The 26,420-nt window shown below is 36.0% G+C and carries 31 protein-coding genes and 3 pseudogenes; 29 read left to right on the top strand and 5 right to left on the bottom strand.

The genetic code is table 11. The annotated features are described in order from the left end of the window. Positions 1-262: 262 nt before the first annotated feature. The 5 genes and pseudogenes from AT575_RS06170 (at position 263) to smpB (ending at position 4,795) form a co-directional block, all read left to right on the top strand. Complete coding sequence (locus tag AT575_RS06170; RefSeq protein WP_483883549.1) at positions 263-1,465, top strand: multidrug efflux MFS transporter; 1,203 nt, start codon at positions 263-265, stop codon at positions 1,463-1,465. Continuing rightward, entirely contained in the window at positions 1,462-1,608 is a 147-nt protein-coding gene (rpmG, locus tag AT575_RS06165) for a 50S ribosomal protein L33 (protein ID WP_071793512.1), read from the top strand. The genes AT575_RS06170 and rpmG overlap by 4 nt, the downstream gene beginning before the upstream one ends. 44 nt (positions 1,609-1,652) lie before the next feature. Further along, positions 1,653-1,889 carry a preprotein translocase subunit SecG gene (secG, locus tag AT575_RS06160; RefSeq protein ID WP_071793511.1) on the top strand — a complete coding sequence of 79 codons (237 nt, stop codon included), beginning with the start codon at positions 1,653-1,655 and terminating at the stop codon, positions 1,887-1,889. An 87-nt stretch (positions 1,890-1,976) separates the two neighbouring features. Beyond that, positions 1,977-4,324, top strand: a pseudogene (rnr, locus tag AT575_RS06155) (ribonuclease R). Positions 4,325-4,327: 3 nt separating this feature from the next. Further along, the gene (gene smpB / locus AT575_RS06150) at positions 4,328-4,795 is read left to right on the top strand and encodes an SsrA-binding protein SmpB (protein WP_102777604.1); all 468 of its coding nucleotides are present in this window, start codon (positions 4,328-4,330) and stop codon (positions 4,793-4,795) included. 55 nt (positions 4,796-4,850) lie between these two features. Here smpB and gloA read toward each other — a convergent pair whose 3' ends face one another. The 4 genes and pseudogenes from gloA to AT575_RS06130 form a co-directional block, all read right to left on the bottom strand. After that, entirely contained in the window at positions 4,851-5,231 is a 381-nt protein-coding gene (gene gloA, locus AT575_RS06145; RefSeq protein ID WP_102777603.1) for a lactoylglutathione lyase, read from the bottom strand. Between the two features lie 12 nt (positions 5,232-5,243). Next, positions 5,244-5,905, bottom strand: a pseudogene (locus tag AT575_RS06140) (NAD(P)H-dependent oxidoreductase). A 228-nt stretch (positions 5,906-6,133) separates the two neighbouring features. Continuing rightward, positions 6,134-7,296 (bottom strand): annotated as a pseudogene (locus tag AT575_RS06135) (tyrosine-type recombinase/integrase). 69 nt (positions 7,297-7,365) lie between these two features. Then, a complete protein-coding gene (locus AT575_RS06130) occupies positions 7,366-7,842 on the bottom strand; it encodes a helix-turn-helix transcriptional regulator (RefSeq protein ID WP_102777602.1) in 477 nt (158 codons plus the stop codon). 146 nt (positions 7,843-7,988) lie between these two features. Here AT575_RS06130 and AT575_RS06125 point away from each other — a divergent pair, with 146 nt between their 5' ends. From AT575_RS06125 to AT575_RS06025, 23 genes are all read left to right on the top strand, one after another. Beyond that, on the top strand, positions 7,989-8,174 hold the full coding sequence (locus AT575_RS06125) for a hypothetical protein (RefSeq protein WP_102777601.1): 186 nt from the start codon (positions 7,989-7,991) through the stop codon (positions 8,172-8,174). A gap of 164 nt (positions 8,175-8,338) precedes the next feature. Continuing rightward, positions 8,339-8,542 carry a hypothetical protein gene (locus AT575_RS06120; RefSeq protein WP_129587069.1) on the top strand — a complete coding sequence of 68 codons (204 nt, stop codon included), beginning with the start codon at positions 8,339-8,341 and terminating at the stop codon, positions 8,540-8,542. Between the two features lies 1 nt (position 8,543). Continuing rightward, positions 8,544-8,744, top strand: coding sequence for a hypothetical protein (locus tag AT575_RS06115; RefSeq protein ID WP_102777599.1), 201 nt, complete (start codon positions 8,544-8,546; stop codon positions 8,742-8,744). 1 nt (position 8,745) lies between these two features. Then, a complete protein-coding gene (locus AT575_RS06110) occupies positions 8,746-9,012 on the top strand; it encodes a hypothetical protein (protein WP_102777598.1) in 267 nt (88 codons plus the stop codon). Between the two features lie 10 nt (positions 9,013-9,022). Beyond that, on the top strand, positions 9,023-9,886 hold the full coding sequence (locus AT575_RS10835) for a DnaD domain protein (protein ID WP_245871493.1): 864 nt from the start codon (positions 9,023-9,025) through the stop codon (positions 9,884-9,886). 11 nt (positions 9,887-9,897) lie between these two features. Further along, complete coding sequence (locus AT575_RS06100) at positions 9,898-10,746, top strand: ATP-binding protein (RefSeq protein ID WP_102777597.1); 849 nt, start codon at positions 9,898-9,900, stop codon at positions 10,744-10,746. Positions 10,747-10,882: 136 nt separating this feature from the next. Beyond that, a complete protein-coding gene (locus AT575_RS10630; protein WP_165778654.1) occupies positions 10,883-11,056 on the top strand; it encodes a hypothetical protein in 174 nt (57 codons plus the stop codon). A 90-nt stretch (positions 11,057-11,146) separates the two neighbouring features. Next, positions 11,147-11,725, top strand: coding sequence for a hypothetical protein (locus AT575_RS06095; RefSeq protein ID WP_102777596.1), 579 nt, complete (start codon positions 11,147-11,149; stop codon positions 11,723-11,725). Further along, on the top strand, positions 11,722-11,991 hold the full coding sequence (locus AT575_RS06090) for a hypothetical protein (protein ID WP_102777595.1): 270 nt from the start codon (positions 11,722-11,724) through the stop codon (positions 11,989-11,991). Before AT575_RS06095 ends, AT575_RS06090 begins: the two co-directional genes overlap by 4 nt. A gap of 49 nt (positions 11,992-12,040) precedes the next feature. Then, a complete protein-coding gene (locus tag AT575_RS06085) occupies positions 12,041-12,469 on the top strand; it encodes a stress-induced protein (protein ID WP_245871490.1) in 429 nt (142 codons plus the stop codon). Next, positions 12,459-12,833: a hypothetical protein gene (locus tag AT575_RS06080; RefSeq protein ID WP_102777725.1), complete on the top strand. Its 375-nt coding sequence runs from the start codon at positions 12,459-12,461 to the stop codon at positions 12,831-12,833. Before AT575_RS06085 ends, AT575_RS06080 begins: the two co-directional genes overlap by 11 nt. Before the next feature lie 12 nt (positions 12,834-12,845). Further along, a complete protein-coding gene (locus AT575_RS06075) occupies positions 12,846-13,181 on the top strand; it encodes a hypothetical protein (RefSeq protein ID WP_129587068.1) in 336 nt (111 codons plus the stop codon). Positions 13,182-13,197: 16 nt separating this feature from the next. After that, positions 13,198-17,025 (top strand): tape measure protein, encoded by a 3,828-nt coding sequence (locus AT575_RS06070; protein ID WP_102777592.1) that lies wholly within the window; start codon positions 13,198-13,200, stop codon positions 17,023-17,025. Between the two features lie 100 nt (positions 17,026-17,125). Next, complete coding sequence (locus AT575_RS06065) at positions 17,126-17,410, top strand: hypothetical protein (RefSeq protein ID WP_102777591.1); 285 nt, start codon at positions 17,126-17,128, stop codon at positions 17,408-17,410. Positions 17,411-17,621: 211 nt separating this feature from the next. Continuing rightward, positions 17,622-18,542, top strand: a complete 921-nt coding sequence (locus AT575_RS06060) for a hypothetical protein (protein WP_102777590.1) — start codon at positions 17,622-17,624, stop codon at positions 18,540-18,542. Positions 18,543-18,785: 243 nt separating this feature from the next. After that, entirely contained in the window at positions 18,786-19,106 is a 321-nt protein-coding gene (locus AT575_RS06055; RefSeq protein WP_102777589.1) for a hypothetical protein, read from the top strand. 160 nt (positions 19,107-19,266) lie between these two features. Then, positions 19,267-19,584: a PTS cellobiose transporter subunit IIB gene (locus tag AT575_RS06050; protein ID WP_174683094.1), complete on the top strand. Its 318-nt coding sequence runs from the start codon at positions 19,267-19,269 to the stop codon at positions 19,582-19,584. Between the two features lie 61 nt (positions 19,585-19,645). Then, a complete protein-coding gene (locus AT575_RS06045) occupies positions 19,646-21,613 on the top strand; it encodes a BglG family transcription antiterminator (protein ID WP_102777587.1) in 1,968 nt (655 codons plus the stop codon). A gap of 10 nt (positions 21,614-21,623) precedes the next feature. Next, entirely contained in the window at positions 21,624-21,938 is a 315-nt protein-coding gene (locus tag AT575_RS06040; RefSeq protein ID WP_071793504.1) for a PTS cellobiose transporter subunit IIA, read from the top strand. A gap of 26 nt (positions 21,939-21,964) precedes the next feature. Further along, positions 21,965-22,321 (top strand): hypothetical protein, encoded by a 357-nt coding sequence (locus AT575_RS06035; RefSeq protein ID WP_245871488.1) that lies wholly within the window; start codon positions 21,965-21,967, stop codon positions 22,319-22,321. 20 nt (positions 22,322-22,341) lie between these two features. Next, on the top strand, positions 22,342-22,488 hold the full coding sequence (locus AT575_RS10830; RefSeq protein ID WP_245871486.1) for a hypothetical protein: 147 nt from the start codon (positions 22,342-22,344) through the stop codon (positions 22,486-22,488). A 26-nt stretch (positions 22,489-22,514) separates the two neighbouring features. After that, on the top strand, positions 22,515-23,852 hold the full coding sequence (celB, locus tag AT575_RS06030) for a PTS cellobiose transporter subunit IIC (protein ID WP_102777586.1): 1,338 nt from the start codon (positions 22,515-22,517) through the stop codon (positions 23,850-23,852). Between the two features lie 74 nt (positions 23,853-23,926). Further along, positions 23,927-25,015, top strand: a complete 1,089-nt coding sequence (locus AT575_RS06025; protein WP_102777585.1) for a DUF871 domain-containing protein — start codon at positions 23,927-23,929, stop codon at positions 25,013-25,015. 52 nt (positions 25,016-25,067) lie between these two features. On the opposite strand, the gene AT575_RS06020 is transcribed toward AT575_RS06025, so the two are convergent. Then, positions 25,068-26,153 carry a M24 family metallopeptidase gene (locus tag AT575_RS06020; RefSeq protein WP_102777584.1) on the bottom strand — a complete coding sequence of 362 codons (1,086 nt, stop codon included), beginning with the start codon at positions 26,151-26,153 and terminating at the stop codon, positions 25,068-25,070. Between the two features lie 177 nt (positions 26,154-26,330). On the opposite strand from AT575_RS06020, the gene AT575_RS06015 reads away from it, so the two are divergent. Beyond that, positions 26,331-26,420 (top strand): LacI family DNA-binding transcriptional regulator (locus AT575_RS06015; protein WP_129587067.1); only part of this gene is annotated, 90 nt, incomplete at its 3' end.

Genomic DNA, 26,420 nt, shown 5'->3' with positions numbered 1-26,420 from the left:
CTTAAGTAAATAATAGGTTTGACAATAAATCTTTCTTACTTTTTGTCAGTAATCAGAATGCATTACAACTGTTCATTGGCCTTAATTTGTCAGTATACAAGAAACTGTAGTTGAATCATTATTTCCTGAAATTTCCTTTCTATTAGTTGGAAAGCTCAGTTCCATAACGGATTTGAAAGCCCCTTAATTCTTTGTGAAAAATATGTTATAATAGTAAAAGCAGTTTTTTGGAAAGAAGTGAAGTCTTATTGATGAGAATGTAATAGAAACCGTAAATTGGAAACAAAATTTGAAAGTGGCTTGGCTCGGTACCTTTTTTACTGGGGCAAGCTTTTCGCTTGTCATGCCTTTTATGCCCCTTTTTGTCGAGAACTTAGGTGTTGCGAAGGATCAAGTGGAGTGGTATGCAGGGCTAGCAGTAGCTATTTCTGCCCTTGCTTCGGCTGTTTTTGCTCCCATATGGGGGCGCTTAGCGGACCGCTATGGTCGAAAACCGATGATGGTTCGTGCTGCCTTAATGATGACCTTTACTATGGGTGGCTTAGCCTTTATTCCCAATGTCCATTGGCTGATTATTTTAAGGCTTTTAAATGGTGTTTTTGCAGGCTATGTCCCAAATTCGACGGCCATGATTGCCAGTCAAGTTCCCCGTGATAAGACTGGTTATGCGCTTGGAACGCTAGGTACTGGCGTGACAGCGGGGATGTTGATTGGTCCCCTCATTGGGGGGATTTTAGCAGAAATCTTCGGGATTCGGATGGTTTTTCTTTTAGTGGGTCTCATCCTCATGATTTGTACTGTCATGACCGTTTTCTTTGTTAAGGAAGATTTTCAACCTATTACCAAGGCTCAGGTAGTTCCTACACGTTTAGTTTTAAAACGGGTTAAGAGTCGCAAAATCATGGTTAGTCTTTTTGTAACCAGTATGATTATCCAGATTTCAGCTCAATCGGTAGCCCCAATTTTGACCTTGTATATTAGGCACTTAGGTCAGACTGAAAATCTGATGTTTGTTTCTGGTCTGATTGTTTCAGCAATGGGTGTTTCCAGTTTGCTAAGTAGTTCAACTTTAGGTAAACTAGGGGATAAAATCGGTAATCATCGCATGTTGCTGATGGCCCTCTTTTACAGTTTTATCATGTATTTCTTTACTGCTTTAGCAACCACTAGCTTACAATTAGGCCTTCTTAGATTTGCCTATGGTTTTGGTGTTGGTGCTTTGATGCCAAGTATTAATTCCTTGCTGACTCGGATAACACCACGAGAAGGCATTTCACGGATTTTCTCCTTTAATCAAATGTTTATGAATATTGGCCAAGTCATCGGTCCTTTCATTGGATCAAATGTGGCTATCCTTTTAGGGTATCGGTCCGTTTTCTTTGTCACAAGTGCCATCGTTTTGGTCAATCTTGTTTGGTGTTTTATTAATTTTCGAAAATATATTAAGGTTAAGGATATTGTGTGAGAGTTAAAATCAATTTAAAGTGTAGCGAGTGCGGAAGTAAAAATTATCTGACCAGCAAAAACAAGACCAATCATCCTGAGAAAATTCAGGTTCCCAAGTATTGTCCAAAAGAGAGAAAAGTAACCTTACATGTTGAATCTTAGTGATTATTGTGCTAAAATGAGAAGACTATAGTGGAGGAATAAACATGTACAACTTACTACTCACAGTATTGCTTGTTTTATCAGTTTTATTAGTGATTGCTATCTTTATGCAACCACAAAAGAACCCAAGCAGTAATGTTTTTGATAGCAGTGGTTCAGAAGCTTTATTTGAGCGGACAAAAGCTCGTGGTTTTGAAGCATTTATGCAACGCTTTACAGCAATTCTAGTCTTTTTCTGGCTAGCAATCGCACTTGTGCTTGCTGTTTTATCAAGTAAATAGAGAGTGAGCTTGACAGAGTTAGTCTAGCTCATTTTTTTATGAGATTAACAGACAATCAAACACTTAAAGAAATAGAAATTAGGTTTTATGAAAGAAAATATTATTAACTATCTAAAGGAAAACGGCAAGTCTAATATCAATGATATTGCTGCCGCTTTAGATATGGCTGGGGCAAAAAATTTCCCTAGTTTAATCAAAGCAATATCCAAGATGGAAAGTCAGCGTCTCTTACGTTTTGATAACGATGGCAGCATCAGTCTACGTAAACCACGTGAAGAGAAAAAAATGATTACGGTTCAAGGGACTTTCCGTGCCAATAAAGCAGGCTTTGGCTTTTTACAAGTTAGTGATACTGAAGACGATATGTTTATCGGTCGCAATGATGTCGGCTATGCTATCGATGGTGACTTAGTAGAAGTTGCTATTAAAAAGCCTGCTGATCGTCTTAAAGGGACAGCAGCTGAAGCAAAAGTCGTTGGAATTGTTGAACGTGCCTTAAAAACAGTTGTTGGAAAATTTATTTTGGATGAAGATAAGCCAAAATATGCTGGTTATATTAAATCTAAAAACCAGAAAGTTCAACAAAAAATTTATATTAAAAAAGAACCTGTTGTCTTAGATGGTACTGAAATCATTAAGGTTGATATTGAGAAATACCCTACGCGTGGCCATGACTATTTTGTAGGGAATGTTCGTGATATCGTTGGCCACCAAGGGGATGTCGGGATTGACGTCTTGGAAGTTTTAGAATCAATGGATATTGTTTCTGAATTTCCTGATGCAGTTCTAGCGGAAGCTAATGCTATAGCAGATGCACCATCTGATAAAGATTTAGTGGGACGGGTTGATCTACGCAAAGAAATTACCTTCACCATTGATGGGGCAGATGCTAAGGACCTAGATGATGCTATTCATATCAAGCCTTTGGCTAATGGTAATTTTGAACTCGGAGTTCATATTGCCGATGTATCCTATTATGTGACTGAAGGCTCTGCTTTGGACAAAGAAGCCATTGCCCGTGGAACCTCCGTTTATGTTACTGATCGAGTAGTGCCAATGTTGCCAGAGCGCTTGTCTAATGGCATTTGCTCTTTAAACCCAAACGTGGACCGTTTAACCCAATCGGCTATCATGGAAATTGACCAAAATGGTCGCGTCATTAACCATCAAATTTGTCAGTCGGTGATTAATACAACCTTCCGAATGACTTATTCGGCAGTCAATGATATGATTGCTGGTGACGAGGAGACTTTGAATGAGTTTGCGGCCATCAAAGAGTCAGTTGACCACATGGTGGCCTTGCATAAGATTCTTGAGGCGATGCGGATTAAACGTGGCGCCCTCAATTTTGATACTTCCGAAGCTCGCATTATCGTCAATGATAAAGCATGCCGGTTGATATCGTTGTTCGTACGCGGGGAATCGCTGAGCGGATGATTGAGTCCTTTATGTTGGCGGCCAATGAGTGTGTGGCAGAACATTTTTCAAGGGCCAAATACCCATTCATTTACCGTGTCCATGAAGAACCCAAATCTGAAAAATTACAAAAATTTATTGATTATGCTAGCGTCTTCGGCATTCAAATCAAAGGGACTGCTACTAAGATTAGTCAAGAAGCATTACAGGACTTCATGGCCAAAGTAGAAGGCAAACCTGGAGCAGAAGTGCTTAATATGATGCTACTTCGTTCCATGCAACAAGCCCGCTATTCAGAACATAATTACGGCCATTACGGCTTGGCAGCAGAATACTATACCCATTTCACCAGCCCAATCCGTCGCTATCCCGATTTATTAGTTCACAGAATGATTCGTGAATATACTCAAGCAACAGATGATAAACGTGACCATTTTGCAGCAGTTATTCCGGAATTAGCAACCTCATCATCTCGATTAGAACGTCGAGCAATTGATGCTGAGCGACTCGTTGAAGCTATGAAAAAAGCGGAGTACATGGAAGAACATGTTGGCGAAACCTTTGATGCAATCGTGGCTAGTGTGGTCAAATTTGGACTCTTTGTTGAACTTCCAAATACCATCGAAGGCCTGATCCATGTTACAAGCTTGCCAGAGTATTATAACTATAATGAACGGACCATGAGTCTGCAGGGTGAAAAGTCAGGCAAAGTCTTTAAGGTCGGCCAACCCATCCAAGTCAAATTGGTAAGAGCTGACAAAGAAACTGGCGATATTGATTTTGAATACTTAGCCAGTGATTTTGATGTGGTGGAAAAATTGGCTAAGCCAGATAAGGGTGAACGAAGAGGAAGACGCAAATCGACTGCTACAGAGATTAGCCGAAAGGGCTCCGCTTCACAACAATCAAGAGACAAAAAGAAGCAATCTTCCTCAGCTAGAAAAGGAAAAGAACAAGCATCTTCACACAAACCCTTTTATAAAGATGCGGCCAAGAAGAAAAAGAAAAGGAACAGATAAGCTATGGTAAAAGGTCAGGGAAATTTACTGGCACAAAATAAAAAAGCAAGTCATGATTACCAGATTGTCGAAACCATTGAAGCTGGAATCGTCTTAACTGGAACCGAAATTAAAAGTGTTCGCGCAGCACGTATTCAATTAAAGGACGGCTTTGCCCAAATTAAGCACGGTGAAGCCTGGTTGGTCAATGTCCATATTGCCCCCTTTGAAAATGGCAATATATGGAACCAAGATCCTGACAGAACGCGCAAGCTATTACTCAAAAAAAGAGAAATTCAGCGCTTAGAAAATGAGCTTAAAGGTAGCGGTATGACCCTGATTCCACTTAAAGTCTATCTCAAAGATGGCTTTGCTAAAGTTTTGATCGGCTTGGCTAAAGGAAAACACGACTACGATAAACGCGAAAGCCTCAAACGTAAGGAGCAGGACCGGGACATCAAACGGGTTATGAAAAGTATTAATAGTAGATAAAAAAAGGACCTAGAAATCAGGAATGACTTCTAGGTCTTATTTTTATTTAGAATAATTATTTTTTACTTATATCAATGACTTCAATTTTGTAACCATCTGGGTCTTGGATAAAGTAGTAGGGTGCAGATGTTGCTGTTAAGCCTTTAATATCAGTGACTGGATACCCAGCTTTGACATGTTTGTCGTGGTCAGTTTGGAAATCGTCACTTCCTATGGCAATGTGACCGTATCCATTTCCTAGATTGTAGGCTTCATGGTCGTAATTATAGGTTAATTCTAATTCATATTCTTCACCTTCAAGGGCTAAGTAGACTAGGGTGAATTTTTTGTCTGGGAAATCACGACGGCGTGTTTCTTTAAAGGGAAATGCTTGTGTATAGAAGTTGACTGAGGCTTCTAAATCTTTAACGCGAATACAGGTATGTAATGCTTTCATAATAATTTTTCCTTAATCAAAATAGGTGATAACTTGTTCTCGAGGTTTACGGTTTTGTGGATGACGAGGGTCACGCAAGCGATATCCCAGGGATAACATGCTGGCGATACCTTCTTTTTCAGGGTCAATTACGCCATGTTTGGCAAGAATTTTATTGACTTTTTCATAATCAAAGCCTTCAATTGGGCAGGAGTCAATCCCTAAAAGGGCTGCATTGGTCATCATGTTACCAAGGGCAATATAAGTCTGTTTGGCAGTCCAATCAAATAGGGCGCGTGGACTGTCTGCCATGTGCATGTCGCGTTTTTGGAAGTCTTCGTAAGTTTTGATGCGACTGGTCATGCCCTCACCTTCTGTAATACCCCTGCGGACTAAACTTTGATACATGGAATCACCATCATAGCGAGCATTTTTTTCAGCAAGTAAGAGAATAAAGTGGCTTGCCGTTTCCAATTGGTATTGAGCACCCCAAGCAAATTCTTTAATTTCATTCTTGATGCCTTCATTATTTAAGACCACAAAGCGCCAACCTTCTAGACCTACGGAAGAAGGCTTCGCCATGCGGCATCCAATATCAGATTTAAATCCTCTTCAGGGATTTTTTGGTCATTATAGACGCGAACCGCTGTGCGGAAATAATATGCGTCTGCGATTACTTTTCTGATGTCATCCATCACAATCTACCTCCGAGTATTTTCTAAAATAATGATAGCATATTGGAAGGACTTAAACAAAAATATAAGTTTATAAGCTTGATTTATAAAACAATCAATCAATAGGTGTTAAAAAACATTGATTTTAAAGCATTCTAGGCAAATGCTAGCGGTTGTTTTTGTATTTTGTTACCATTTATGTTACCAATTTAGAAAATTATCTAAAAAATTAGGGAAAAACTGACTCCCTTATAAATTACCGATTGCAGTTTCAAAAAATGAGACTGCTTTTTTTGCGTTCTCGTTTGATAAGTGAGAATAAGTGTCCATTGTCATGGCAAGAGTAGAATGTCCAAGTCTGTGTTGCAACTCTTTATATGGCAAACCAGCATTCATCATCATTGATGCATGGGTATGTCTAAAACCATGAAAGCTGACATTAGAGACACCAGCATTCTCAAAATGTTTGTCTAGTCGTTTTCTCAGACTTGTAGCATAAGCATATTTTGTGATAAAAACCGAAAAGACAACGGTTTCCGTTTTGCCAAGTTGCCAAGCCTCGATTTGTTGCCTATTTTTGTATTGTTTTAGCATCAATAGAGTAGCCTTATCAATATCAATATTTCTAACACTTGATTTGGATTTTGGTGAATTGGTTTCTTGATATCTGTTTAAAGTCTTATTTATCTTTATGATAGAGTTCTCAAAGTCGATATCAGACCATTCGAGAGCTAGCAACTCGCTTATCCTGCATCCAGTAGCAAGTAATGTCTTATATAAAGTGACGTCAAAGAGTGTTTGATATTCTGATTGATCCAATCTATCAAGATAAGCTAAAAAGATTTTTAATTGTTCATTATCCAGGTATTTCAGCTTATCTTTTTCTTTTTGTCGTCTCCTTGGAACTAGAACATCTCGAGCGGGGTTAGATGGGATTACTTGCATTGCAACTCCATATTGTAAAATGCGATTATTTAAGTTTTGCAGTAAGTGATAGTTTGCAAATGCTCCATCAACCCTTTATTCGCCATATTTGCCCACTTATTGACCTGTGTTTGTATTAGTGGGGTATTTATCCTATTAAGTTTATAAGCGCCAAATACGGTCAAAATATGGCGTTTAACAATGCCTTTCATAGTTTGTCTAGTATTCGGTTTTACAGTGTTTTTGTAACTATCCCACCAAATATTGAAAAGTTCTTCATAGGTTTTGATTTGGACTTTTTGTTTAACAGTGCATCCATTTGAGATGAATTCATTTACTGCATCCCTGGCTTTGATTTTAACACCCTTTTTAGTTGATGCAGTGACATTTGTGCGGACTCTTTTTCCAGTAATTTGATCTGTGCCTAGATAGATGTTAGCACGATAGACGATTGTTCCATTTTTCTTTTTAATTTCTTTTATATTCATGTTTTTGTACCTTTCCATCAGCAGGCAAGCAAGATTTGGTTTGGTATTTTAACATGATGTAAATTAATTTTATTTATCGTTATCTTTATAACCGACTGAGTAACCACTATTGGCTTTTGCAGTTGTTTTTGCTAATTGTCTAATTGCTTTTTGATCATCTTTATTTGATAAAGAGTAGTTTGAAATTATTTCAAGAAATACACTATTGAAGTTTCGTTTATTTCTTAGCTCTTCGTAAATTTCAAACTTTAGTTCAGTTTCATCAAGTCCGAGCTCGTTGTATTCTTCCCAAGCATTATATTCTCTAGGAGTATAAGTTTCATAAGGTATTGCTTTTTTTGGAACGTCATAACCTAGAAGATATTGCAAACTAACATCAAAAACATCAGCAATCTCTTGTGCTTTCTCACTTTTAATTTGATGTTTTCCATTTTCCCAATTGGATATTGTCAGTTTAGTAACATTTATTTTATTTGCAAGCTCCTCCTGAGTTAGTCTTTTTGCTTTTCTTAGTTCCTGTAATCTAGTTTTGAAATTAACTTCCATTTTAATATCAGCTCCTTTTTTATTGATTATAACACAAAATATAGTTTTATATATAAAAAATAAAAAAACGGTTGACAACAGATAAAAAACTATATATTATATATTTAATAAGATATAGAAAACTATATCTACAGAAAGGAGTAAACATGAAGATAACAGAGGATCAAGCTAAAGCTGTTCGACGGAAACAAGCTGATCAGATGCTAAATGCAAAAGATGCAGCTGCTGAAATTGGTATCACTCAAGTAACTTATAGCAAAGTTACAAAGGGTGGTGAAGTCAAAAATACAATTTATGCTAAAGTCATGGAATGGCTCGCAAAAGGGTATTAAAAAAGCCATGTACGCATTTAGAAGTGGAGTACATGACTTATTAAACAAAAACAAATAAAGCAGGCAAGCAAGATTTGTTTTGAGATTTTCTCAAATTGGGTTTAAGAAAACTTTTCATGTATTTATTATACATGAAACCAGGTAAAAAAAGAAGTGGAGAATATATGGAACATAAAATTATTGCGTCATATTCAAGTCTATGTATTGAACTTGAGGATTTAATGAATGTAGTTGAGTTAGGGCAAGAAGATGGTGCACCTAACAAGATGGCAGCAACTCTAAATATTGTTGGCATGGCACTAAAAGGTATTATTTCCGAACACCAGGATAATATAAAAATGATGAATGAACATAAAAAGGAGTTTTAACATGGAAAAACAAGAAAATTCAGTTTTAGTTGACTATTTAACTTTAAAGCATCAACTTGAGGACATTTTAATTGTGAGTGATATGTCACTTGATGGATCAGATTTAGATGCAGCAAATGCAACATTGAGTGTAATTAATACTTTTTTACATTCTATTGCTGATGAACATAATAAAAAGATTTCAACTTATTTGGAGGATTAATATGTCTTGGTTATCAAATGATGCATTTAAAGAAATACTAGATGAAGTTGATAAACACTTGGAAAAGAGATTGGAACTTGAAAGGCAAAACAATGATGGTTGGGATTTGGTATCTCGGCAAGTTGTTTTGGAAAAGCTTGGTATTTCACAGGCTACAATTCTCAAGTGGGAAAAATGTGGTTTAAAATCATATCAATCACCTTTTGAAAATAGCAAGAAGATTTATTATCGGAAAAGTGATATATACAATTTCTTGTCAGTTGAATAGGAGGTGCTGAGTGGCTGAAGAAAAAAGGTATTGGTGGCTCCAACTAGAACATGATTTTTTTGATCAAAAGGAAATTAGAGCATTAAAAAGAAAAGAACATGGATATATCTTAACCACAATATATCTAGAATTAATGCTCAAAAGCTTAAAAACAAGTGGTTCGTTATTTTTTGATGGTATTGAAGATGACTTTATATCTGAGCTTGCACTTGAAATAGATGAACCTGAGGATAAGGTTGCAATTGTGTTTGAATTTTTGAAAAGCAAGAACTTGCTAGTTCAAGTTTCTGATGATGAAATTCAATTACCTAGTGCAATGACTAGAATAGGCTCAAAGACTCAGGCAGCAGTAAGGAAAGCAAAACAGAGAGAGAGGGAGAAAGCTCAATCAACTGTGACAGTTTCCGAACATGGTGTGACATTGTCACAAATTGGTCACGTAAAGAAGAAAAAAGAAGAGGACAATATAGAAAGAGAAGAGCTAGAGGTAAACGAACAATCTCCCACAACTGCCCCTATCATCAATCAAGATTTCTATGATCTTTATCAAGTATTTGAACAAGAAACAGGTAAACCACTAAGTCCAATGCAAATTGAAGATTTGAAATATATGCTAGAGGATTTTAAGCCTGATATGATTTTTGAGGCATTAAGAGAGGCAGTAAGTCAAGGTAAAGCGAACTTTGCTTATATTCAGGCTATTTTAAAGCGCTGGAGACAAGATAACTTGATGACAGTAGAATTGGTCAGAAATGCAAAAGCAGCGCGTGAGAAGTTAAAACAAAGCGAAAAAAGCATCAAAGTAAAAGGTTCAAGGTTTACTCAATCAGAATTAGATGAGTTGAAGAAACCTGATCCAAAATATGGGTTTTAGGAGGTGAAAAAATGGCACTAAAAGAGGCATTAGGTGCAATCGGTGATGGAACCATTAAAGGTATGATACAGTCAGAGTTTTTAATTGATACTGGAAAAACTTGTCAGATACATAGTGCACCAATATATCGTAGAACGAGACCAAAAGGAAAAGAAAGTGAATTTTGCATCGCTTGTCAACATAATGAGAGAGACAAAAAACGAGAGCAAGTTGATATCGCATATCAAAATCAAGCTATTCTTTCAAATGGATATAATGTGTTTAAAAGGGAAAGTATTTTCTCAAATGAATTAAAAAAAGCTGATTTTGAAAATTTTGAAATAATAAAACCAATTGATGATAGAGCAAAAAATTATGGGGATCGGTTAATCAGAGATTACATAAAAGGAATTGATGGTAATGCTATTATCCAAGGTGAACCAGGTGTTGGTAAAAGTTTCCTAGCAATGTCAATTGCAAAAAAACTCAATTTAACCTATAAAGATTTTCGTCAATCAAAATCAGTTATATTTGTATCAACATCAATGTTGGTTCGCTTGGTTCAAGATAGTTTCAAATACAGTGAGTCTAAATATTCTCAAGATAGAATTACCAAGTTATTGATTGATTGTGATATTTTAATACTTGATGATTTGGGAAAAGAGTCTAGCTCAGGATCAACTATTAAGCCAGCTGGTGACTGGACGTATCGATTTTTGTTTAATATTTTAGATAATCGAAAATCAACTATAATTACAACAAATTTCACTGTTAGAGAATTACAACAAATTTATGATAAAGCTTTGGTTGATAGAATATTAAAAGGTTCCAGAGACAAGATTTTTGTTTATCCCAAAGAAACCGAAAGCAAAAGATCTTAATAATTTTTGAAACAAAATTGGTAACAAATTAACACATTTTTACAATTGGAATAGTAAAGACAAGCGATTAAATAAGCCAGTTTTATAATTGGCAGAAATAAACAAGAAAAAAATTGAATTTTTGAGGAGGATTATTATGAATGAAGATGTGAAATTAGCAAGAGATTTGCTAGAAGATAACTGGATAATTTTAGGGAAAAATGGTATAATACATAGTGTTGAAGGTGTTGAATATGGTGCAATTACCGTTCATTATAAGAATGGTGAACCATGGAAATATACAAGATCTTTTGACACAATAATTCAATAAAACGCCAGAGGAAGAACCCAGCGCAAATTTAGTCTGTACAAGACTATTTGTGTTTGGGTTCTTTTTATTTGTCATAAGGAGGAGAATGTCATGACAGAGTCAATCGTATTACCACAAATCAAAGCAATCATTGCTGAGGTTAATCAGAAACGTGCAGCATTAGCTGATTATAAAACCAAGCTAGATGCTGCTGAGCAGGAATTAGAAGATGCAAAAATCGCAAGAGAACAAAATTTTTCATTTGAAACTGATAAGGTTGTTGTTGAAAAAGAAGGTTTTGTAAATCGTATTAAGCGCCGTTATTTGGAAGAAACCCAATTTTTCGAGAATGATTTGCCTAAAAAAGTAACATCTGTCGAGAGATTGTTTGATAAATACGTTCAGGAAATGTGGGCAAAAGATCCATCAGTTAGAGAACTGGAAACACAGGTTATTAATAGCTTTAAGCAAACAGTTGAATTATTAAATCAATATCAGGAAATGCCAGGCTTATTAAAAGCAAGTATTTTACCAAATGTTGTTGATGCTGATTTTAAAACTGCATTTAAAGGACAAATGTCATTTGTTGGTGTTAATACCTATGTATTAGCAAACAAAGTTCCTATTGGTTATGAAACTTATCGAGCGCTTTTCAGTGCTGGCCGTCAACTTGGAGCACATTTTGAATGAGTTACAAAAGGTATCATTTTGCATTAGTTTTTATTCTTGTTGTCGAAAAATTATTAAAGGATACTGAACTTGAGGAGAAATTATCTTTTTTACTAGGCGATTTAATCGAATATCAAAAAATTGCAAAGTATGATGTTTTTACTGCTAATCAGAAAGCTATTAAAATTTATCAATCGATTGAAGATGATAAATTACAAGTTCCCTATCCCAAAAGAGGTTGGAAAGCAAGATGGAAAATTATTAAATATTATTTGTTTAAACCGTGATTGAACCGAGATTTTTTTATGAAAGGAGTGTCTAATGTCGAAAAGGTCTTTGGAAAATTTAAAGCCATTTAATAAATTACCAAAGGGAGAACAAAAAAGGATATCTTCCAAAGCTGGAAAAGCATCCGGGGTTGCTAGACGAAAAAAAGCTGCTTTACGAATGGCATTAGATACTCTTTTATCTTTAGAGGTCTCAGATCCTCAAACTAAGCGACAACTTGAGGAAATGGGTTTGACACCTGATAATCAAACTTTGCTAGCTCTAAGCACCTTTCAGCAAGCTATAAATGGCAATCAAAAAGCGGCTGAACTTATTATTAAAACTGTATCAAATAAAGATGTTTTAGATATTGATGAACAAAAAGAAAAAATCAAAGGTCTAAGTTTTGAAAATAAAAAGACAGAATTACGAATGGCCGGATCTAAAAACTCTATTGTTATTGTTAGTGAATGGAAAGAAGATGTTGATGAAAGTTAAAACCAAAAATAAGTCAAATTTTTCAATTGTTTATAAAAAAGAAATAGAGTGGCTAAAATGGTATTTCAACAAGGACAAAAATATCCCAACCATGTCACTTTTAGATAAAAAAATACACGATTGTAATGTTATGAATGACCAAAGAGGTTATAAAAAGTTTAGTACTATAAAAAAAGTAATTGAGAATACTGTTGCTATTTCTGATGTTGATTTATTGAAAGCAGTGAAAGAAGTATATGTATTTAGGCGCATGTCAGTAATTGGTGCAGCTCAGTCTATTTTATTTTTGAGTCAAACACAGGCTTATGTCCATGTTAGGGAATGGTTTGAAGAATTTGAAATGCAATTATTTGATTTAATGTAGGAGATGAAGATTTTGAAAAAGAAAAAAAGAGTTATTAAAAGAGTCTTAATAGATGGTAAGGTATTTAAACTTGATTATTCTTGGGGAAATTTAGAAAAAATAGCAGAGATGCTAAAAGATAATGAGGTTGACACAATGATTAAGATGAACTTAACAATGTGCATGCTTAGTCATGATACATATTTTCAGAATTACCCACTTAAAAAAGCAATGGCTTTGGTTGAAAAATATTGGAGTAAAGAATTAAGAAATTATTCTAATGCGACGTTTTTAAAAGCTATGCTTATAGATAACCGTATCTATAAGAATATTAATTCTCCAAATTTAAAAAATAAACTATCGCATTAGTGGAAAGGGGGAATGAATGGCAGATGGAAAACTAACCATTCAAGTAGATCTTGACGGATCTAAAGCACAACAAGGTGTTGGCAGACTGAAAAGCTTACTGTTATCACTAGGTGGTGCATCATCATCAGGATTTGGTGCTGGTAGCAAATCAGCGTTAGGTTTTGGTGCGGCAATGGGTGCAGCCTCAGCAATTGTCCAAAAAGGGATTGGTATGATTACTAGTTCCATGGGAGGTGCAATAAGTCGATACGATACAATGAACAAATTCCCCAAGATGATGGAGTCTTGGGGATATTCAACTAATCAATCTAAAGCTGCAATTGATGCTTTGGCGAAAGGGATTGATGGATTACCGACTGCACTTGATGAAGTTGTTGGAACTACCCAAAGATTAACCATGATGAATGGAGATCTAGGCAAATCAACCAAGCTTGCCATTGCATTAAACGATGCCTTTCTAGCATCAGGTGCATCAGCAGGCGATGCTAGTCGGGGATTAACTCAGTTCACTCAGATGTTATCAACTGGCAAAGTTGATTTGATGGCATGGAAAACTTTACAAGAAACGATGCCAGTTGGGTTACAAAAAACTGCCGAGGCATTTGGATTTGCAGGTAAATCGGCTCAGAATGATTTATACAAAGCGTTACAAGATGGCACTATTACGTTTGACCAATTTTCAGATAAGCTAATTCAGCTTGATGGTGGATTAAACGGCTTTGCTAATTTAGCTCGTAAAAATTCAGACGGTATTGCTACCGCTTTTTCAAAAGTTAGAACCGCGGTTGTTCGTGGCTTAACTGATACACTTAAAGCAATAGATAGTGCATCAAAATCAAAAGGTTTACCAACAATTGCTCAGACATTGGATATGGTAAGAGTAGGAGTTGATAAAGCATTTGCTAACACTGCCCCAATTATCAATGGTTTTATGGGGATTATTGCCTCAGGGATAAACAAAGTAAAACAGTTTTATTCCATCTTTGAGGGTACTGGAGCAGTCTCAGCAATTCAATCAGCTTTTGGTGCTATTACTGATGCAATTGGGCATGTTTTTACTTCTTTAAATGTCAGCAAAGGAGATGTAACTAACTTTGCGACAAGTATTGGTAATGCATTTGTACAGATCGCTGGAAAAATTGAAGATATGGCAACTTGGATATCTAAAATAGATCCATCAATACTAAAAGGGTTAGCTAGTGCTGCCTTAGGTGCAGTAGGAGCGCTTAAAGGATTAAAGACAGGAGCAAGTGCCATACGTGCAGTAAGTACCGCTTTAGGGGCGATATCAGCTCATCCTATCGTCTCAGTAATTGTTATCATTGGTGCATTTGTTGGCTGGTTAATCCATGCATATAGAACTAGTGAGACTTTTAGAAACAAAGTTGATGCAGTTGTTTCAACTATTAGCAAAGTAGCAAAAGCAATAGGCAACTTTCTAAAAGGTGTTGACCCGGCGTTTATGATGACGGCAGGTGCTGGAATAATTGGGTTGCTGGGTAAGTTCAAAGCATTTAATTTCTTGAGCAAATTCAATCCATTTAAATTATTTAGAAAAAATGCCAAGGATGCCACTGATGGCGTTGGCAAAGATGCTGGCCAATCAAAAGGTATCATCGAACAAATTTTTTCAGGTATCGGAACAGTAATTGAAAAAGCTGGAACAGGTATCAGCACCGCGGCGCAAGGTATCGGTAAAGGTATTCAATCCGCTTTGGCTGGTGTGCCGGCGGTCGTTACATCTCTTGGTACTGCAATAACAAGTATCATCACAGGTTTAGGCACTGCAATAAGTGCAGTTGCAACTGGTATTGGTTCAGGTTTAGCTATTGCATTCCAAGGTTTAGGTGCAGCTATCGCAATTGTGCCACCAACTACCTGGCTAGCGCTTGGTGCAGCTATTATCATGGTTGGTATTGCCTTTGCTATCGCTGGTTCTCAAGCTGAGGGAATAAGTCAAATTTTCCAAACTGTTGGAAATGTGATTGTGTCTATTTTGCAACAACTAACAACGAGTTTATCAATATTGATACCAATCATTGCTAATGCATTGACTCAACTTGTTCCGGTTGTTGCCGGAGCAATAGCCACTATAATTACTGCCATAGCCGGAGGCATCGGGATAATTGTGACTGCGGTTGCCGGTGGTATCGCCCAAATAATTGTTGCCATTGCCACTGGATGGTCAATGATTATCAGTGCAGTTGCCGGTGGAATTGCAAGTGTTATCGGTGCATTTAGTGGATTAATTAGTGCCATAGCTGGATTAGTCAGTGCCTTTGGTAATGCATTTAGAGCTATGGGTCAAGGTGTCCAAGCCGCCCTTGATGGAGTTAGTGGAATAATCAGTGCCTTTGGTTCTGTAATTTCAAGCGTCTTTGATGGTGCATCTCAAGTTATCACATCATTCGGTAATGCGGTTAAGGGTGTATTAGATGGCATCTCAGGTATCATCACATCTGTTGGTAATGCGGCTCGTAATGCCGGTGCTGGATTTAAAGCACTTGCTCAGGGTGTCGTTATGATTACTAACACTAGGTTAGGTGATATGGCCGCCTCACTTAGTGCAGTAGCAGTAGGCGTTGGAAAAATAGCATCTAGTGGTGCCGGTTTATCCACAGTTGGCTCAGCAATGAGTCAGGTTGCATCAGGATTAAGCTTGATGTCAAGCAGTGCATCAAGTGCAGTTGCTGGTATGACAAGTATATCGACAACAATTTCGACGCTTAAAACAAGTCTAGCAAGCTTACCAGTAACATTAACTAGTGCAGCTAGTGGATTTGCATCATTTAGTGCTCAAGCAGTTGCAGGTGTTGCTGGATTATCAGCAGTTAATGCACCAATTGCAATGCTTAAATCTCAAGTGATGACAATTACACCAGCATTAATGTCAGCGACAACTGGCTTTGCTATGTTTGGTGCAAGAGTTGCCATGATTGGTGGGCAATTAAATATGGTTGCATCACTATTTGCAAGAGTTGGCTCAATGGCTGCAATGTCATCAGCTCAAATCACTCAGATTTCAACTGCTTGTCAAAATGTTGCTAGTGCATTTACATCAATGCAGGGTCGTGTGCAATCAGCTATGCAGGCTATTTTAAGCACTGTTCGCTCAGTTGGTTCACAAATGCAATCTCAAGGTACACAAATTGGTCGCAATACTGCAAATAATATCGCAAATGGTATTAGAGGTGGAATTGGTTCAGCAATGGGTGCTATGCATTCCTTGATGTCCGCCGTTCGGTCAGCTGGTATGTCAGGTGTTGGTGCTATGCGTGGAATTGGTGCAATGATAGGACAAGGTCTAGCTGCAGGAATGATGTCAGCATTAGGTGCGGTAACCGCGGCAGCAAATGCATTGGTTGCTCAAGCAGAGCGTGCAGCAAGAGCAAAAGCAATGATCCACTCACCATCACGACTATTTAGAGATAATGTTGGTCGTTATCTTCCAATGGGGATGGCAGTTGGTATTGAGAAAAATACCAAGTATGTCGATAAGGCTTTGGATGGAATGTACTCAAGGGTTAATGCCTTTAATTACAAAGCTGAGGATGTCCTCGGATTTGGAAATACCAAATTGACTAAGGTTATTAAAGTCAAATCTGATTTTGACCAAGCAGTTAGAACTAGGGTAGAAGTTGCAAAACAAAGATCAGAAGTACTTGTAGAAAAAGCGCTTGAAGTTGCTAAAAAAGCTACTGATGCAGCAGTTAAGGCAACCGAGCAACCAATTCACGTTGATGTTGATGGTCAAAATTTAGCAACTGCAACAAAGAATGAAACCTATAAGGTTCAAAAGGAAATGAAAGAAAATATTGATAGAATTGAGGGATTATTCGCTTAATTCCAATACAAAAAATCAAATTAAGAGCAAGTGGTGTTCTCTTAGTTTGATTTTTGTTTTTTATATTATAATTAAAGAAAAATAATCATTGGAGGTATTTATGAAATACGCAATTTTAAGTAATGGCATGCAGATGCCTATTGAAGAACTACTTTTAAATGATGATGACTTAGCAACTTGTGTTGGTAAATCCAAAAAGCAAGTTCAAAAGTTTTTGAGGGAAATGGAAAAAGACCCTGTTGGCCAACAATATATTAGCCATTTTGGGAGACGATCAACAAACTTTCCAGCTTTTAAAGCCTGGTTAGCCTGGTCTGATGATCAAAAATACAAAGCAAAGAAAGTACCTTTTAAATACAAAAAAGGTGACAAGATTAATTTATGATATATTGAAAAATATTAATAAAATGATATTATAAAGTTGATAGGTAGTAGTTTACGAGTTGAAATCCTACCACTCTATCAAACACAAGGAGTAGTATAGAGGGAGTACGCCTTGATTGAGGAGGCTCACGTTCAAATCGTGGCTATTGTGTTGTAAAGCACCCATTCTTAAGATAGGGTGCTTTATTAATATTAAATATTATAGGATGCATATGAAGAAAGAAAATTTTTGGAAAACAGTAGCATTTATTTCAGTATTAAGTTTTTTGATATTATTAAAATCAAGATTTCAATTTTCACAAGATTTTTCTGATGAACTTATGAAATCGATTATTTCAAGAGAGTTTATTTCAAACTTATTAGCAGTAGCTATTTCTGGCGGGTTATCAATTTTTATATTATATAAGCAATCAAAACATGCTGAAAAAAACTTGGAAATCCAAATAAAGAACCAGGAACAACAATTAAATCAACAGTTGGAATTATCAAAAACTCAGTTTGAAAATCAACAAAATGAGTCAAAAATGCAATTTAAGCAACAATTGGAGTTATCTCGAGAACAATTCAATAAACAACAATATCTAGATATAAAAAAAATCGAGCTTAATTACAATTTAGAAAATCTTGAAAATATAAAACGACTATTAAATGAACTTTTGAGTCTTTCAGAGTATAAGATTAAGCCATTGACAGAACGAGTAATTAAACAACATGATTATTGGTTTAACCCAAATGACTATGATTTTTCACCAAGAAAAGAAAATTGGGATAGAGATTATCAATATTTCATAGATTTAATTACAAGAGTACATGCTATAAACAATGAACTTAATACATATTCAAGAATATTTGACGGTAAAATATCTGATGAAATTTCAAGCTTTCTTAAGGAATTTTTTGGACTTGATTTTTATGAAAAAAGTATAAGTGAAGTATGGGAAAATATCGAAAGGCATAAATCGGAAAAATCCGAATTTAATTTTAGAGATGAAAATTTTGATTATATTGTACCCACAATGCAAATTCTCAATAAGATCTTCGTTTTAACCCAAATGGTAATTCCTGAACAAGTTGATGCTAACATAGTTGAATTAAAATCTTTATATTCAGAAGAAAAAAAGGTCACAAGTTAATGTGCCTTTTCTTGCCTGCTGAACTCATAAAATTGTTACCTTTTTTGTTACCAACTTAGTTTTTGATAATTAGTCACTCTCAATTACCAGCGGTTTTAAAATGATAATGAAACTCTGTATAACATTGTATTTTGAAGTGTTATTATTAATGTAAATAAGCTTGATTTATAAAATTAAATTGACAACGCTTACAGGTAGGGGTATAATAAAAAGAACAAAAATGCTCTCTGAAGAGGTTTAGACATGTTAGAAATACTATTAATCGTGTCCTCCTTGATTTTATTTCTGATTTTAGCCTTTATAATTATAAGAGTGAATATTAGAAATCAATCAAGCAGGGGCCATCAGTACATTATTCATTTTAAAAATTTGTCCAAGACTATTGACCTAGACCATCATGAGTCTTGTAAAGAAAAAATGACGATTTTGGCAAAAAATCCAGATGAAGATGCTTACTCTGTTGAAACACAACTAAGTGCGATTAAACTCAAGGAATTTTTGATGAAAGAGTTTCAACTGACGCTTAATCAAGTAATCGTTTCACAAGCGACAATGACAATATAGAGGAAAGTAAAAGTTCTAGCTTTTGCTTTTTTTATTTACGGAAAAATCGAAAGGCAAGGTCATCTATTTCCGCATTGATACGGAAATAGTATGGCTTGTCTTTGTAAGCGTATACACATATAATTAAATTGTAAATAAAAACACATTATAGGAGGCAGTCATTATGACTAAAGCGTTAATTATTTGTGCCGGAGGCATGTCATCATCACTTATTGCAAAAAAAACTCAAACTTTGCTTGCTGAGCAAGGTGTTGAAGTGGAAATGAATGCAGTTGGTGTTCCAGAAGGAGCAAAACGTATTGCATCATCAGAATATGACTTATATTTAGTTAGCCCTCAAACAAAAATGCACTTTAAACAATTTTCTGATGCTGGTGAAAAAGTAGGCAAACCTGTTGTTCAAATTCCTCCTCAAGCTTACATTCCAATCCCAATGGGTATTGAAAAAATGGCTACTCTAGTTAAAGAAAATATCTAACTTATCTTCTCATTAAAGATTTAGTATAATTAGGATAAGAGATTTTCCCAAAGGAGACATGATGTTAGGCCAAAAAGAAAAACTTATCTTACAATACCTTCACCAAAAACGAGAAGAATTCGTTACAAGTAAGGAACTTGCAGCATATCTTGATTGTTCTGATCGAACGGTTCGTACCTATATAAAATCATTGATAACCTTCATCGACCAAGAAAGTGGTTTAGAAATTATTTCTAAGCAAGGGAATGGCTACCAATTGATTTTGGAGGATGAATCAGATTATCTAAACGTTGTTTCTGATAATAATATCAAAGTCGGAACAGAAAATATTGATATTAATGATCGTCATAATTTCATCATTAATAAATTAATATTTGAACAAGAAGATATTTTATTTGAAGATTTGATGGACCAGCTCTATGTTAGCCGGTCCACCCTATCTTCAGATTTTAAGAAAATTCGTCATCAATTTGCCCGCTACGATTTGAAAATTGAAAGTCGAGCAAATAAGGGCGTTTACGTTAGTGGTGCTGAGCACGATAAGCGCCATTTTATTATGGATTACTTCTTTAGTGGTTACTTCTTAAAGAATATTCACCAATATGTTGGTGATGATTTCTTTAAACTACCAATTAGTTTTGAAGAGTTAACCATCATCGTCTTAGACGAATGCAGAAGTCAATATTTAAAATTATCTGATTTTGTAATTCAAAATTTGATTGTCCATATTGCTTTAGCTATCACTCGGGTAACCGATGGTTTTAAAATTTCCCAACTTAATATTGACCAAAAGAAGTTTAAAACGGAAATATTAGTTGCTCAGAATATTTTAAGACGTGTTGAGCATGTGACTGGAACCAACTTTCCTGAAGAGGAAATTAATTACATTGCCCTACACTTGATATCAGAAAGTATCCATGCTGAAAATACGGATACTCTTGATCAGATTTCTTTGAGACAGGACTTGTTAGATGCTGCAACTGAAATTGACAACCGCTACGGTTATCAATTTAGTCAAGACTTTACTTTCATTGAAGGTTTACTAAAGCATTTAGAAGTCTTACTAGAGCGTGTAAGAAATAAGGTTCGTTTAGATAACCCCCTTCTAGAAGATATTCAAAAGCAATATAAAGAAGCTTACTTGATTTCTAGAAGTTTAATGAGTAAGCTCAAGTATTTTAAAGATTTTCATTTGTCTGATGATGAGATTGCCTATGTCACCTTACATTTACTAGCAGGTATTGAACGCTTTTATCAAAATAATAAGTTAAATGCCTTGGTTATTTGTGCTACGGGTTATGGTAGTGCTCAAATGCTTCGAATGCGCTTGGAAAATGAGTTGGGTAGACAATTAAATGTTGTTAATTTAGTTGGTTATTATGATATTACTGATGAAAAATTAGAAGGTATTGATCTGATTATTTCAACCATTGATTTATCAAATCTAGTTTTCTCAGTACCAGTCTTTACAGTTAGTGTCTTTTTGAAAGATGACGAAGTGCAAAGAATTAAGGATCAGTTAGCACAACTTGATTGCAAACACCATCATCGCCATCATACCAATGAAAAAATGACAGATGCAAGCATTTTTGATCATTATTTTTCAAAAGATTATTTTACAGTCTTTGAACAAAGTGATAAAGAATCCGTTTTGTCACATATGATAAAATCCTTGGATTCAAATGAAAACGACCAATACCAAACTTCCATGAAAGAATTGATTGCCAATAGAGAGTCAATGAGTACGGTTATTTTTGACCAAGAAATAGCAGTTCCTCACCCCCTCAAGGCCATTGATAAACAAGGTAAGATTGGGATTGCTATTATTCCGACTGGAATATATTGGGAAAAAGGATTTGAAGCCATTAAATTAGTCTTCCTAGTATCGCCATCCATCTATAAAAACGATGGTTTAGCTGAAATGACAAGACTAATTGTTAACTTGACTGAAAGTCCAAAAACAAAAGAAAAACTAATCGCCTGTCGGGATTTCGAAACATTTAAACACATATTATTAAACATGAAATAGGAGAGTATTAATGACAAACGATGAATTGCAAATGGCAGCCTTTGAAATTATTCTAAACAGTGGAAATTCAAGAACAACTGTTCATGAAGCTTTCGCTGCTATGCGTGAAGGTAACTATGATAAAGCAGCTGAATTACTTGAAGCTGCAAATGAAGAACTATTACTTGCCCATAAAGCTCAAACAAAACTCTTACAAGAGTATGCTGGTGGTACAGAAATTAAAATCGAAATTATTATGGTTCACGCTCAAGACCACTTAATGACAACAATGACTTTGCGTGAAGTTGCACTTGAAATGTTAGAACTTTATAAAAAAGTTAACTAAGATTTGATACTGAGAAGGAGTTTTAGATGAATAGAAAAGAAAAGGATAAGGCAAAAGTTGAAGAATTGCGGAAAACTAATGCCATAAAATCAATGTATTACACACGTTATTTTATGGTTCGCTATGTGGTAACCTTCTTTGGTTTTGCTAATCTCTATTGGGCAATTTTGCTCTATTTATCAAAAGCTTCTGCTGCAGTATTTCTCCCAGTCTTATTAGGAATTTTTGCTGCTTTAGCCATGTGGGAACAATATCAAATGTTTACCATTGATCAAAAGGAAGCAAAATTTAGTAAGGCTTACTTTAAAACAATTATCGCGGTTAATAGTTGTTTGGCTATAATGACCATTGCTGGTCAATCTGCTAGCTATATCCATTCTTAAATACTTCATTTGCAAGCAAGATGGTAATCTTATCACTCTTAGCAGCTGGAGCATTGCTTGCTTTTTGGATGCTAGTCAAAATTAACCGAATCGATACCAATAAGGATAAACAATACGTCCGTATTAATCGTTATTTGGAATCACTTAACCTTAGCAAACATTATTAATGTAAATAAATTAGGAGGTAAGATTAATGTTTGAATTTTTAGAGAAGTACCTCATGGGCCCAATGGGTAAAGTATCCACTTGGCGTCCTGTACGTGCCATTGTTGCTGCTGGGATGGCCAGTATCCCACTAACAATTGTTGGTTCAGCTTTCTTGGTTTTGGGAGTTCTTCCACAAGCCTTTCCATTCTTAGCAGGTATCTGGGCAGGATCATTTGATAAATTTGCCGCACTTACTTTGCTCGCTTATAAGTGTTCAATGGGTATTTTAACCCTTTACTTCGCATTTGTTATTGGTAATGAATATACTAAAATCTATGCTGAAGAAGATGGTCTCAATCTTGACCCAATGAATGGTGGTATTCTTGCGGTATTTGCTTTCTTCATGACTATTCCTGAATTAACATTTACTAAAGGGACTATGACTCTTGTGTCTTCTGAAACAACTATTAATGGTTGGACAGTTGGTGGCGACAGTTTAGCACGTTTAGGAACATCTGGTTTGTTTACAGGTATCCTTATGGCTGTCTTGGCTGTTCAATTGTACCGTCTTTGTGTTGTTAGAAACTGGGTTGTTAAAATGCCTGAAGCTGTTCCAGAAGGTGTCTCACGTTCATTTACAGCTTTGATTCCGGCATTCGTAGTAGCTCTTACAGTTATCTTTATTAATGGTGCTTTCATCATGATGGGTACAGATATCTATAAAGTTATCGCTATTCCATTTGGCTTCGTTAAAAACATTACTAACTCAGTTGGTGGTATCATCGTTATCTACTTCCTCGTTCACGCTTTGTGGTTAGTTGGTATCCACGGTGCCAACATCGTTATGGGACTTGTTAACCCAATTCTTCTTGCTAATATGGCAGAAAACGTAAACGGTGCACACTTTGCTTATGCTGGTGAGTTCACTAATGCTTATGTAACGATGGGTGGTTCTGGTGGAACACTTGCACTCTGCTTGTTCATGGCTTTCCTTGCTCGTTCAGAACAATTAAAAGTTTTAGGTCGTGCTGCTATTGGTTCATCAATCTTCAACATCAATGAACCACTTATCTTTGGTCTTCCAATCGTTTACAATCCAATTCTTGCCATTCCATTTATCGTTGCTCCTGTTGTAACAGCAGTATTTGCTTATATCGTTATCAACTTAAACATCGTTAAGGAAGCTATTGTCCAAACGCCTTGGCCAACTCCAGTCGGATTTGGTGCCTTCATCGGATCTGGTGGTGACATCAAAGCCGCTATCTTAGCACTTGCATGTTTCGCTATCTCTGGTGCAATCTGGTTCCCATTCTTCAAATACTATGACAATAAATTAGTAGCTGAAGAAAGAGAAGCAGCAGCTGAAGCAGCAACAATTGCTTAATCTGTAGCAATCAAATAAAATACCTTGACTCACTTTGTGGATTAAGGTATTTTTTTACTAAGGGAGGTAAACTTATGGGAAAATTAGGTATATCTATTTATCCGTCTAAGTCAAGCATGACTGAAATGAAAGCCTATATTGATTTAGCGGCTAAGTATGGCTATCAACGCCTTTTTACATCCATGTTGGAAGTGGCAGATAATGCTCAAGAAACAGTAGCAACCTTTACCGAAATTATTCAATATGGTAATGAAAAAGGCTTGAAAACCTCTTTGGATGTCAATCCAAAACTCTTCAAAGCCTTAAACATTAAATACAATCAATTAGAAGTCTTTGCACAAATGGGCATAGACGCTCTTCGTTTAGATGAAGGCTTCACAGGCTACGAAGAAGCTATGTTGACCCATAATAATTTGGGCATCAAAATTGAATTAAACATCTCACGCGGGCAACACTATATTGATATGGTTCACGACTTTGGTCCAAACCCAGCTCAATTAATTGGCTCACACAACTTTTATCCTCAAGCCTATACTGGACTGTCTTTTGACTATTTCCTCAAAACAGCCAAACAATACAAGGATTATAATCTCGAAACAGCAGCTTTCATCGACAGCCCAAATGGGAAAATTGGCCCTTGGCCTTTATCCGATCGTATGGTATCAGCTGAAATCCAAAGGGATATGTCTTTAAGAGCTCAGGTTTCGCTTTTGAAAATGAGTGGCCTGATAGATGACATCTTACTCTCCTCAAGTCTCTTGTCTGAAGAGGAGCTCAAAGCCGTGGCTGACGCCTACAAACAATCTTTGCCTGTCTTTCCAGTTAAGGTTCAGCAAGAATTATCGGCTGTGGAAAAAGAAATCCTACTCGATAATCAACATCTTTATCGAGGTGACAAGTCGGATTACATGATTCGATCAAGTCAACCTCGAGTGATCTATAAAGACCATTCAATTGAGCCATTCAATACTATTCCAATTAAAAGAGGAATGGTAACCATTGGTAATAATGATGCGGGTCAATATAAGGGTGAATTACAAATTGCTTTACAAGATCGACCAAATAATGGCCGTCAGAATGTTGTGGCTGAAATTTCAGCTGAAAATGATATCTTAATCGATCTCTTAAAAGTATGGCAATCCTTCTTATTTATTGAAGAATAATGAAAAGCGAAAACAGTTTAATCTGTTTTCGCTTTCTTGTATCAGTCGAATTCTACCCTTCAAAGTATTGTAATTCTTTAGTAGTTTTAGTAAAGGCTTGGAAGCCTGTTTTAGTAACGTGACCACAATCTTCAATACGGACACCAACTTTGCCAGGAATGTAAATTCCTGGTTCAATTGAAAAGCACATACCTTCTTCGATAACCATATCGTTACCGGCCATAATGGAAGGGAACTCATGGACATCCATGCCCAAACCATGACCGAGACGATGGTTGAAGTATTCACCATAACCAGCTTTTTCAATGACATTACGAGCTGCCGCATCAACTTCGGCCGCTGTAACACCGGGTTTAACAAATTCTTGGGCTGTTAATTGGGCTTCAAGACAGAGATTGTAAATATCTAATTTGAACTGGTCCGGTTTTCCAACAGCGACCGTTCTAGTCATGTCACTAGTATAACCCAAGGTTTCAACGCCTAAGTCAAAAAGAAGAAGGGCGTTGTTCTCAATTTTATTTGTCCCAGGAATACCATGGGGATCAGCTGCATTGTCGCCTGTAAGGACCATTGTTTCAAAGCTCATTTTACTGATACCTTGTTTTTTCATTTCAAATTCAATTTGGGCAATGATATCCGTTTCAGTAGCTGCTAATGAGATATTGTCAAAGCCAACTTTAACGGCTTTGTCAGCAAATTCACCAGCAACCATCATTTTGTCTATTTCATCAGCTGATTTAATTAAACGCATACCTTGAATAAAAGGTGTTAAATTTTCAAAGCGTCCTGAAAAAACAGTTTGTAATCCTTGGAATTTAGTGACATTTAAGTGATCAAACTCACCATAGATGCGTTTTGCTTTTGTATTTGGTAGCACCGCTGAGATTTTTTCCCATGGGTTTTCAGAATCCATATAGCCAAAAACTGAGAAGGAAACAAACTTCTTAGCGCGAGCGATTTCCAAAGCAGGAACAAAAAGAACTGGGGCTTGTTGATCATAGATAAAAAGGAACATTTGGCGCTCATGTGGGTCACAAGCGAAGCCAGTTAAATAGTTGACTGTAATTGGGTCTGAAAAGACTGCCAATTCGGCTTCATTTTTTTTCAAAAATTCTTGGATTTGGGTGATTTTAGTCATAAAAATACCTTCTTTCTACCTCTATTTTTCCAAAAAAAGCTTAAAAAATCAAAGTTTTCATTTTAGTTATTTGAAAAGTTTCAAAAAATTTACGAGTTATGACTTGAAAAGTTGGTTTCAAATCATGCTAGAATTGTTTTGGAAGCGTCATTTTCAAAATAGAAAGGAAGATAAAGTATGAACACAGATGATACCATTACGATTTATGATGTCGCTCGTGAAGCAGGCGTATCGATGGCAACAGTTAGCCGTGTTGTAAATGGAAAC

Source organism: Streptococcus penaeicida, assembly GCF_002887775.1.
GTDB lineage: Bacteria > Bacillota > Bacilli > Lactobacillales > Streptococcaceae > Streptococcus > Streptococcus penaeicida.
This window is presented reverse-complemented; position numbering and strand designations above follow the sequence as displayed.

Coding starts and splice junctions, on each gene's coding strand:
- secG (WP_071793511.1), top strand. CDS start 1,653: ATGTACAACTTACTACTCACAGTATTGCTTGTTTTATCAGTTTTATTA.
- smpB (WP_102777604.1), top strand. CDS start 4,328: ATGGTAAAAGGTCAGGGAAATTTACTGGCACAAAATAAAAAAGCAAGT.
- gloA (WP_102777603.1), bottom strand. CDS start 5,231: ATGAAAGCATTACATACCTGTATTCGCGTTAAAGATTTAGAAGCCTCA.
- AT575_RS06130 (WP_102777602.1), bottom strand. CDS start 7,842: ATGGAAGTTAATTTCAAAACTAGATTACAGGAACTAAGAAAAGCAAAA.
- AT575_RS06125 (WP_102777601.1), top strand. CDS start 7,989: ATGAAGATAACAGAGGATCAAGCTAAAGCTGTTCGACGGAAACAAGCT.
- AT575_RS06120 (WP_129587069.1), top strand. CDS start 8,339: ATGGAACATAAAATTATTGCGTCATATTCAAGTCTATGTATTGAACTT.
- AT575_RS06115 (WP_102777599.1), top strand. CDS start 8,544: ATGGAAAAACAAGAAAATTCAGTTTTAGTTGACTATTTAACTTTAAAG.
- AT575_RS06110 (WP_102777598.1), top strand. CDS start 8,746: ATGTCTTGGTTATCAAATGATGCATTTAAAGAAATACTAGATGAAGTT.
- AT575_RS06100 (WP_102777597.1), top strand. CDS start 9,898: ATGGCACTAAAAGAGGCATTAGGTGCAATCGGTGATGGAACCATTAAA.
- AT575_RS10630 (WP_165778654.1), top strand. CDS start 10,883: ATGAATGAAGATGTGAAATTAGCAAGAGATTTGCTAGAAGATAACTGG.
- AT575_RS06095 (WP_102777596.1), top strand. CDS start 11,147: ATGACAGAGTCAATCGTATTACCACAAATCAAAGCAATCATTGCTGAG.
- AT575_RS06090 (WP_102777595.1), top strand. CDS start 11,722: ATGAGTTACAAAAGGTATCATTTTGCATTAGTTTTTATTCTTGTTGTC.
- AT575_RS06080 (WP_102777725.1), top strand. CDS start 12,459: ATGAAAGTTAAAACCAAAAATAAGTCAAATTTTTCAATTGTTTATAAA.
- AT575_RS06070 (WP_102777592.1), top strand. CDS start 13,198: ATGGCAGATGGAAAACTAACCATTCAAGTAGATCTTGACGGATCTAAA.
- AT575_RS06065 (WP_102777591.1), top strand. CDS start 17,126: ATGAAATACGCAATTTTAAGTAATGGCATGCAGATGCCTATTGAAGAA.
- AT575_RS06060 (WP_102777590.1), top strand. CDS start 17,622: ATGAAGAAAGAAAATTTTTGGAAAACAGTAGCATTTATTTCAGTATTA.
- AT575_RS06055 (WP_102777589.1), top strand. CDS start 18,786: ATGTTAGAAATACTATTAATCGTGTCCTCCTTGATTTTATTTCTGATT.
- AT575_RS06045 (WP_102777587.1), top strand. CDS start 19,646: ATGTTAGGCCAAAAAGAAAAACTTATCTTACAATACCTTCACCAAAAA.
- AT575_RS06040 (WP_071793504.1), top strand. CDS start 21,624: ATGACAAACGATGAATTGCAAATGGCAGCCTTTGAAATTATTCTAAAC.
- AT575_RS06035 (WP_245871488.1), top strand. CDS start 21,965: ATGAATAGAAAAGAAAAGGATAAGGCAAAAGTTGAAGAATTGCGGAAA.
- AT575_RS10830 (WP_245871486.1), top strand. CDS start 22,342: ATGGTAATCTTATCACTCTTAGCAGCTGGAGCATTGCTTGCTTTTTGG.
- celB (WP_102777586.1), top strand. CDS start 22,515: ATGTTTGAATTTTTAGAGAAGTACCTCATGGGCCCAATGGGTAAAGTA.
- AT575_RS06025 (WP_102777585.1), top strand. CDS start 23,927: ATGGGAAAATTAGGTATATCTATTTATCCGTCTAAGTCAAGCATGACT.
- AT575_RS06020 (WP_102777584.1), bottom strand. CDS start 26,153: ATGACTAAAATCACCCAAATCCAAGAATTTTTGAAAAAAAATGAAGCC.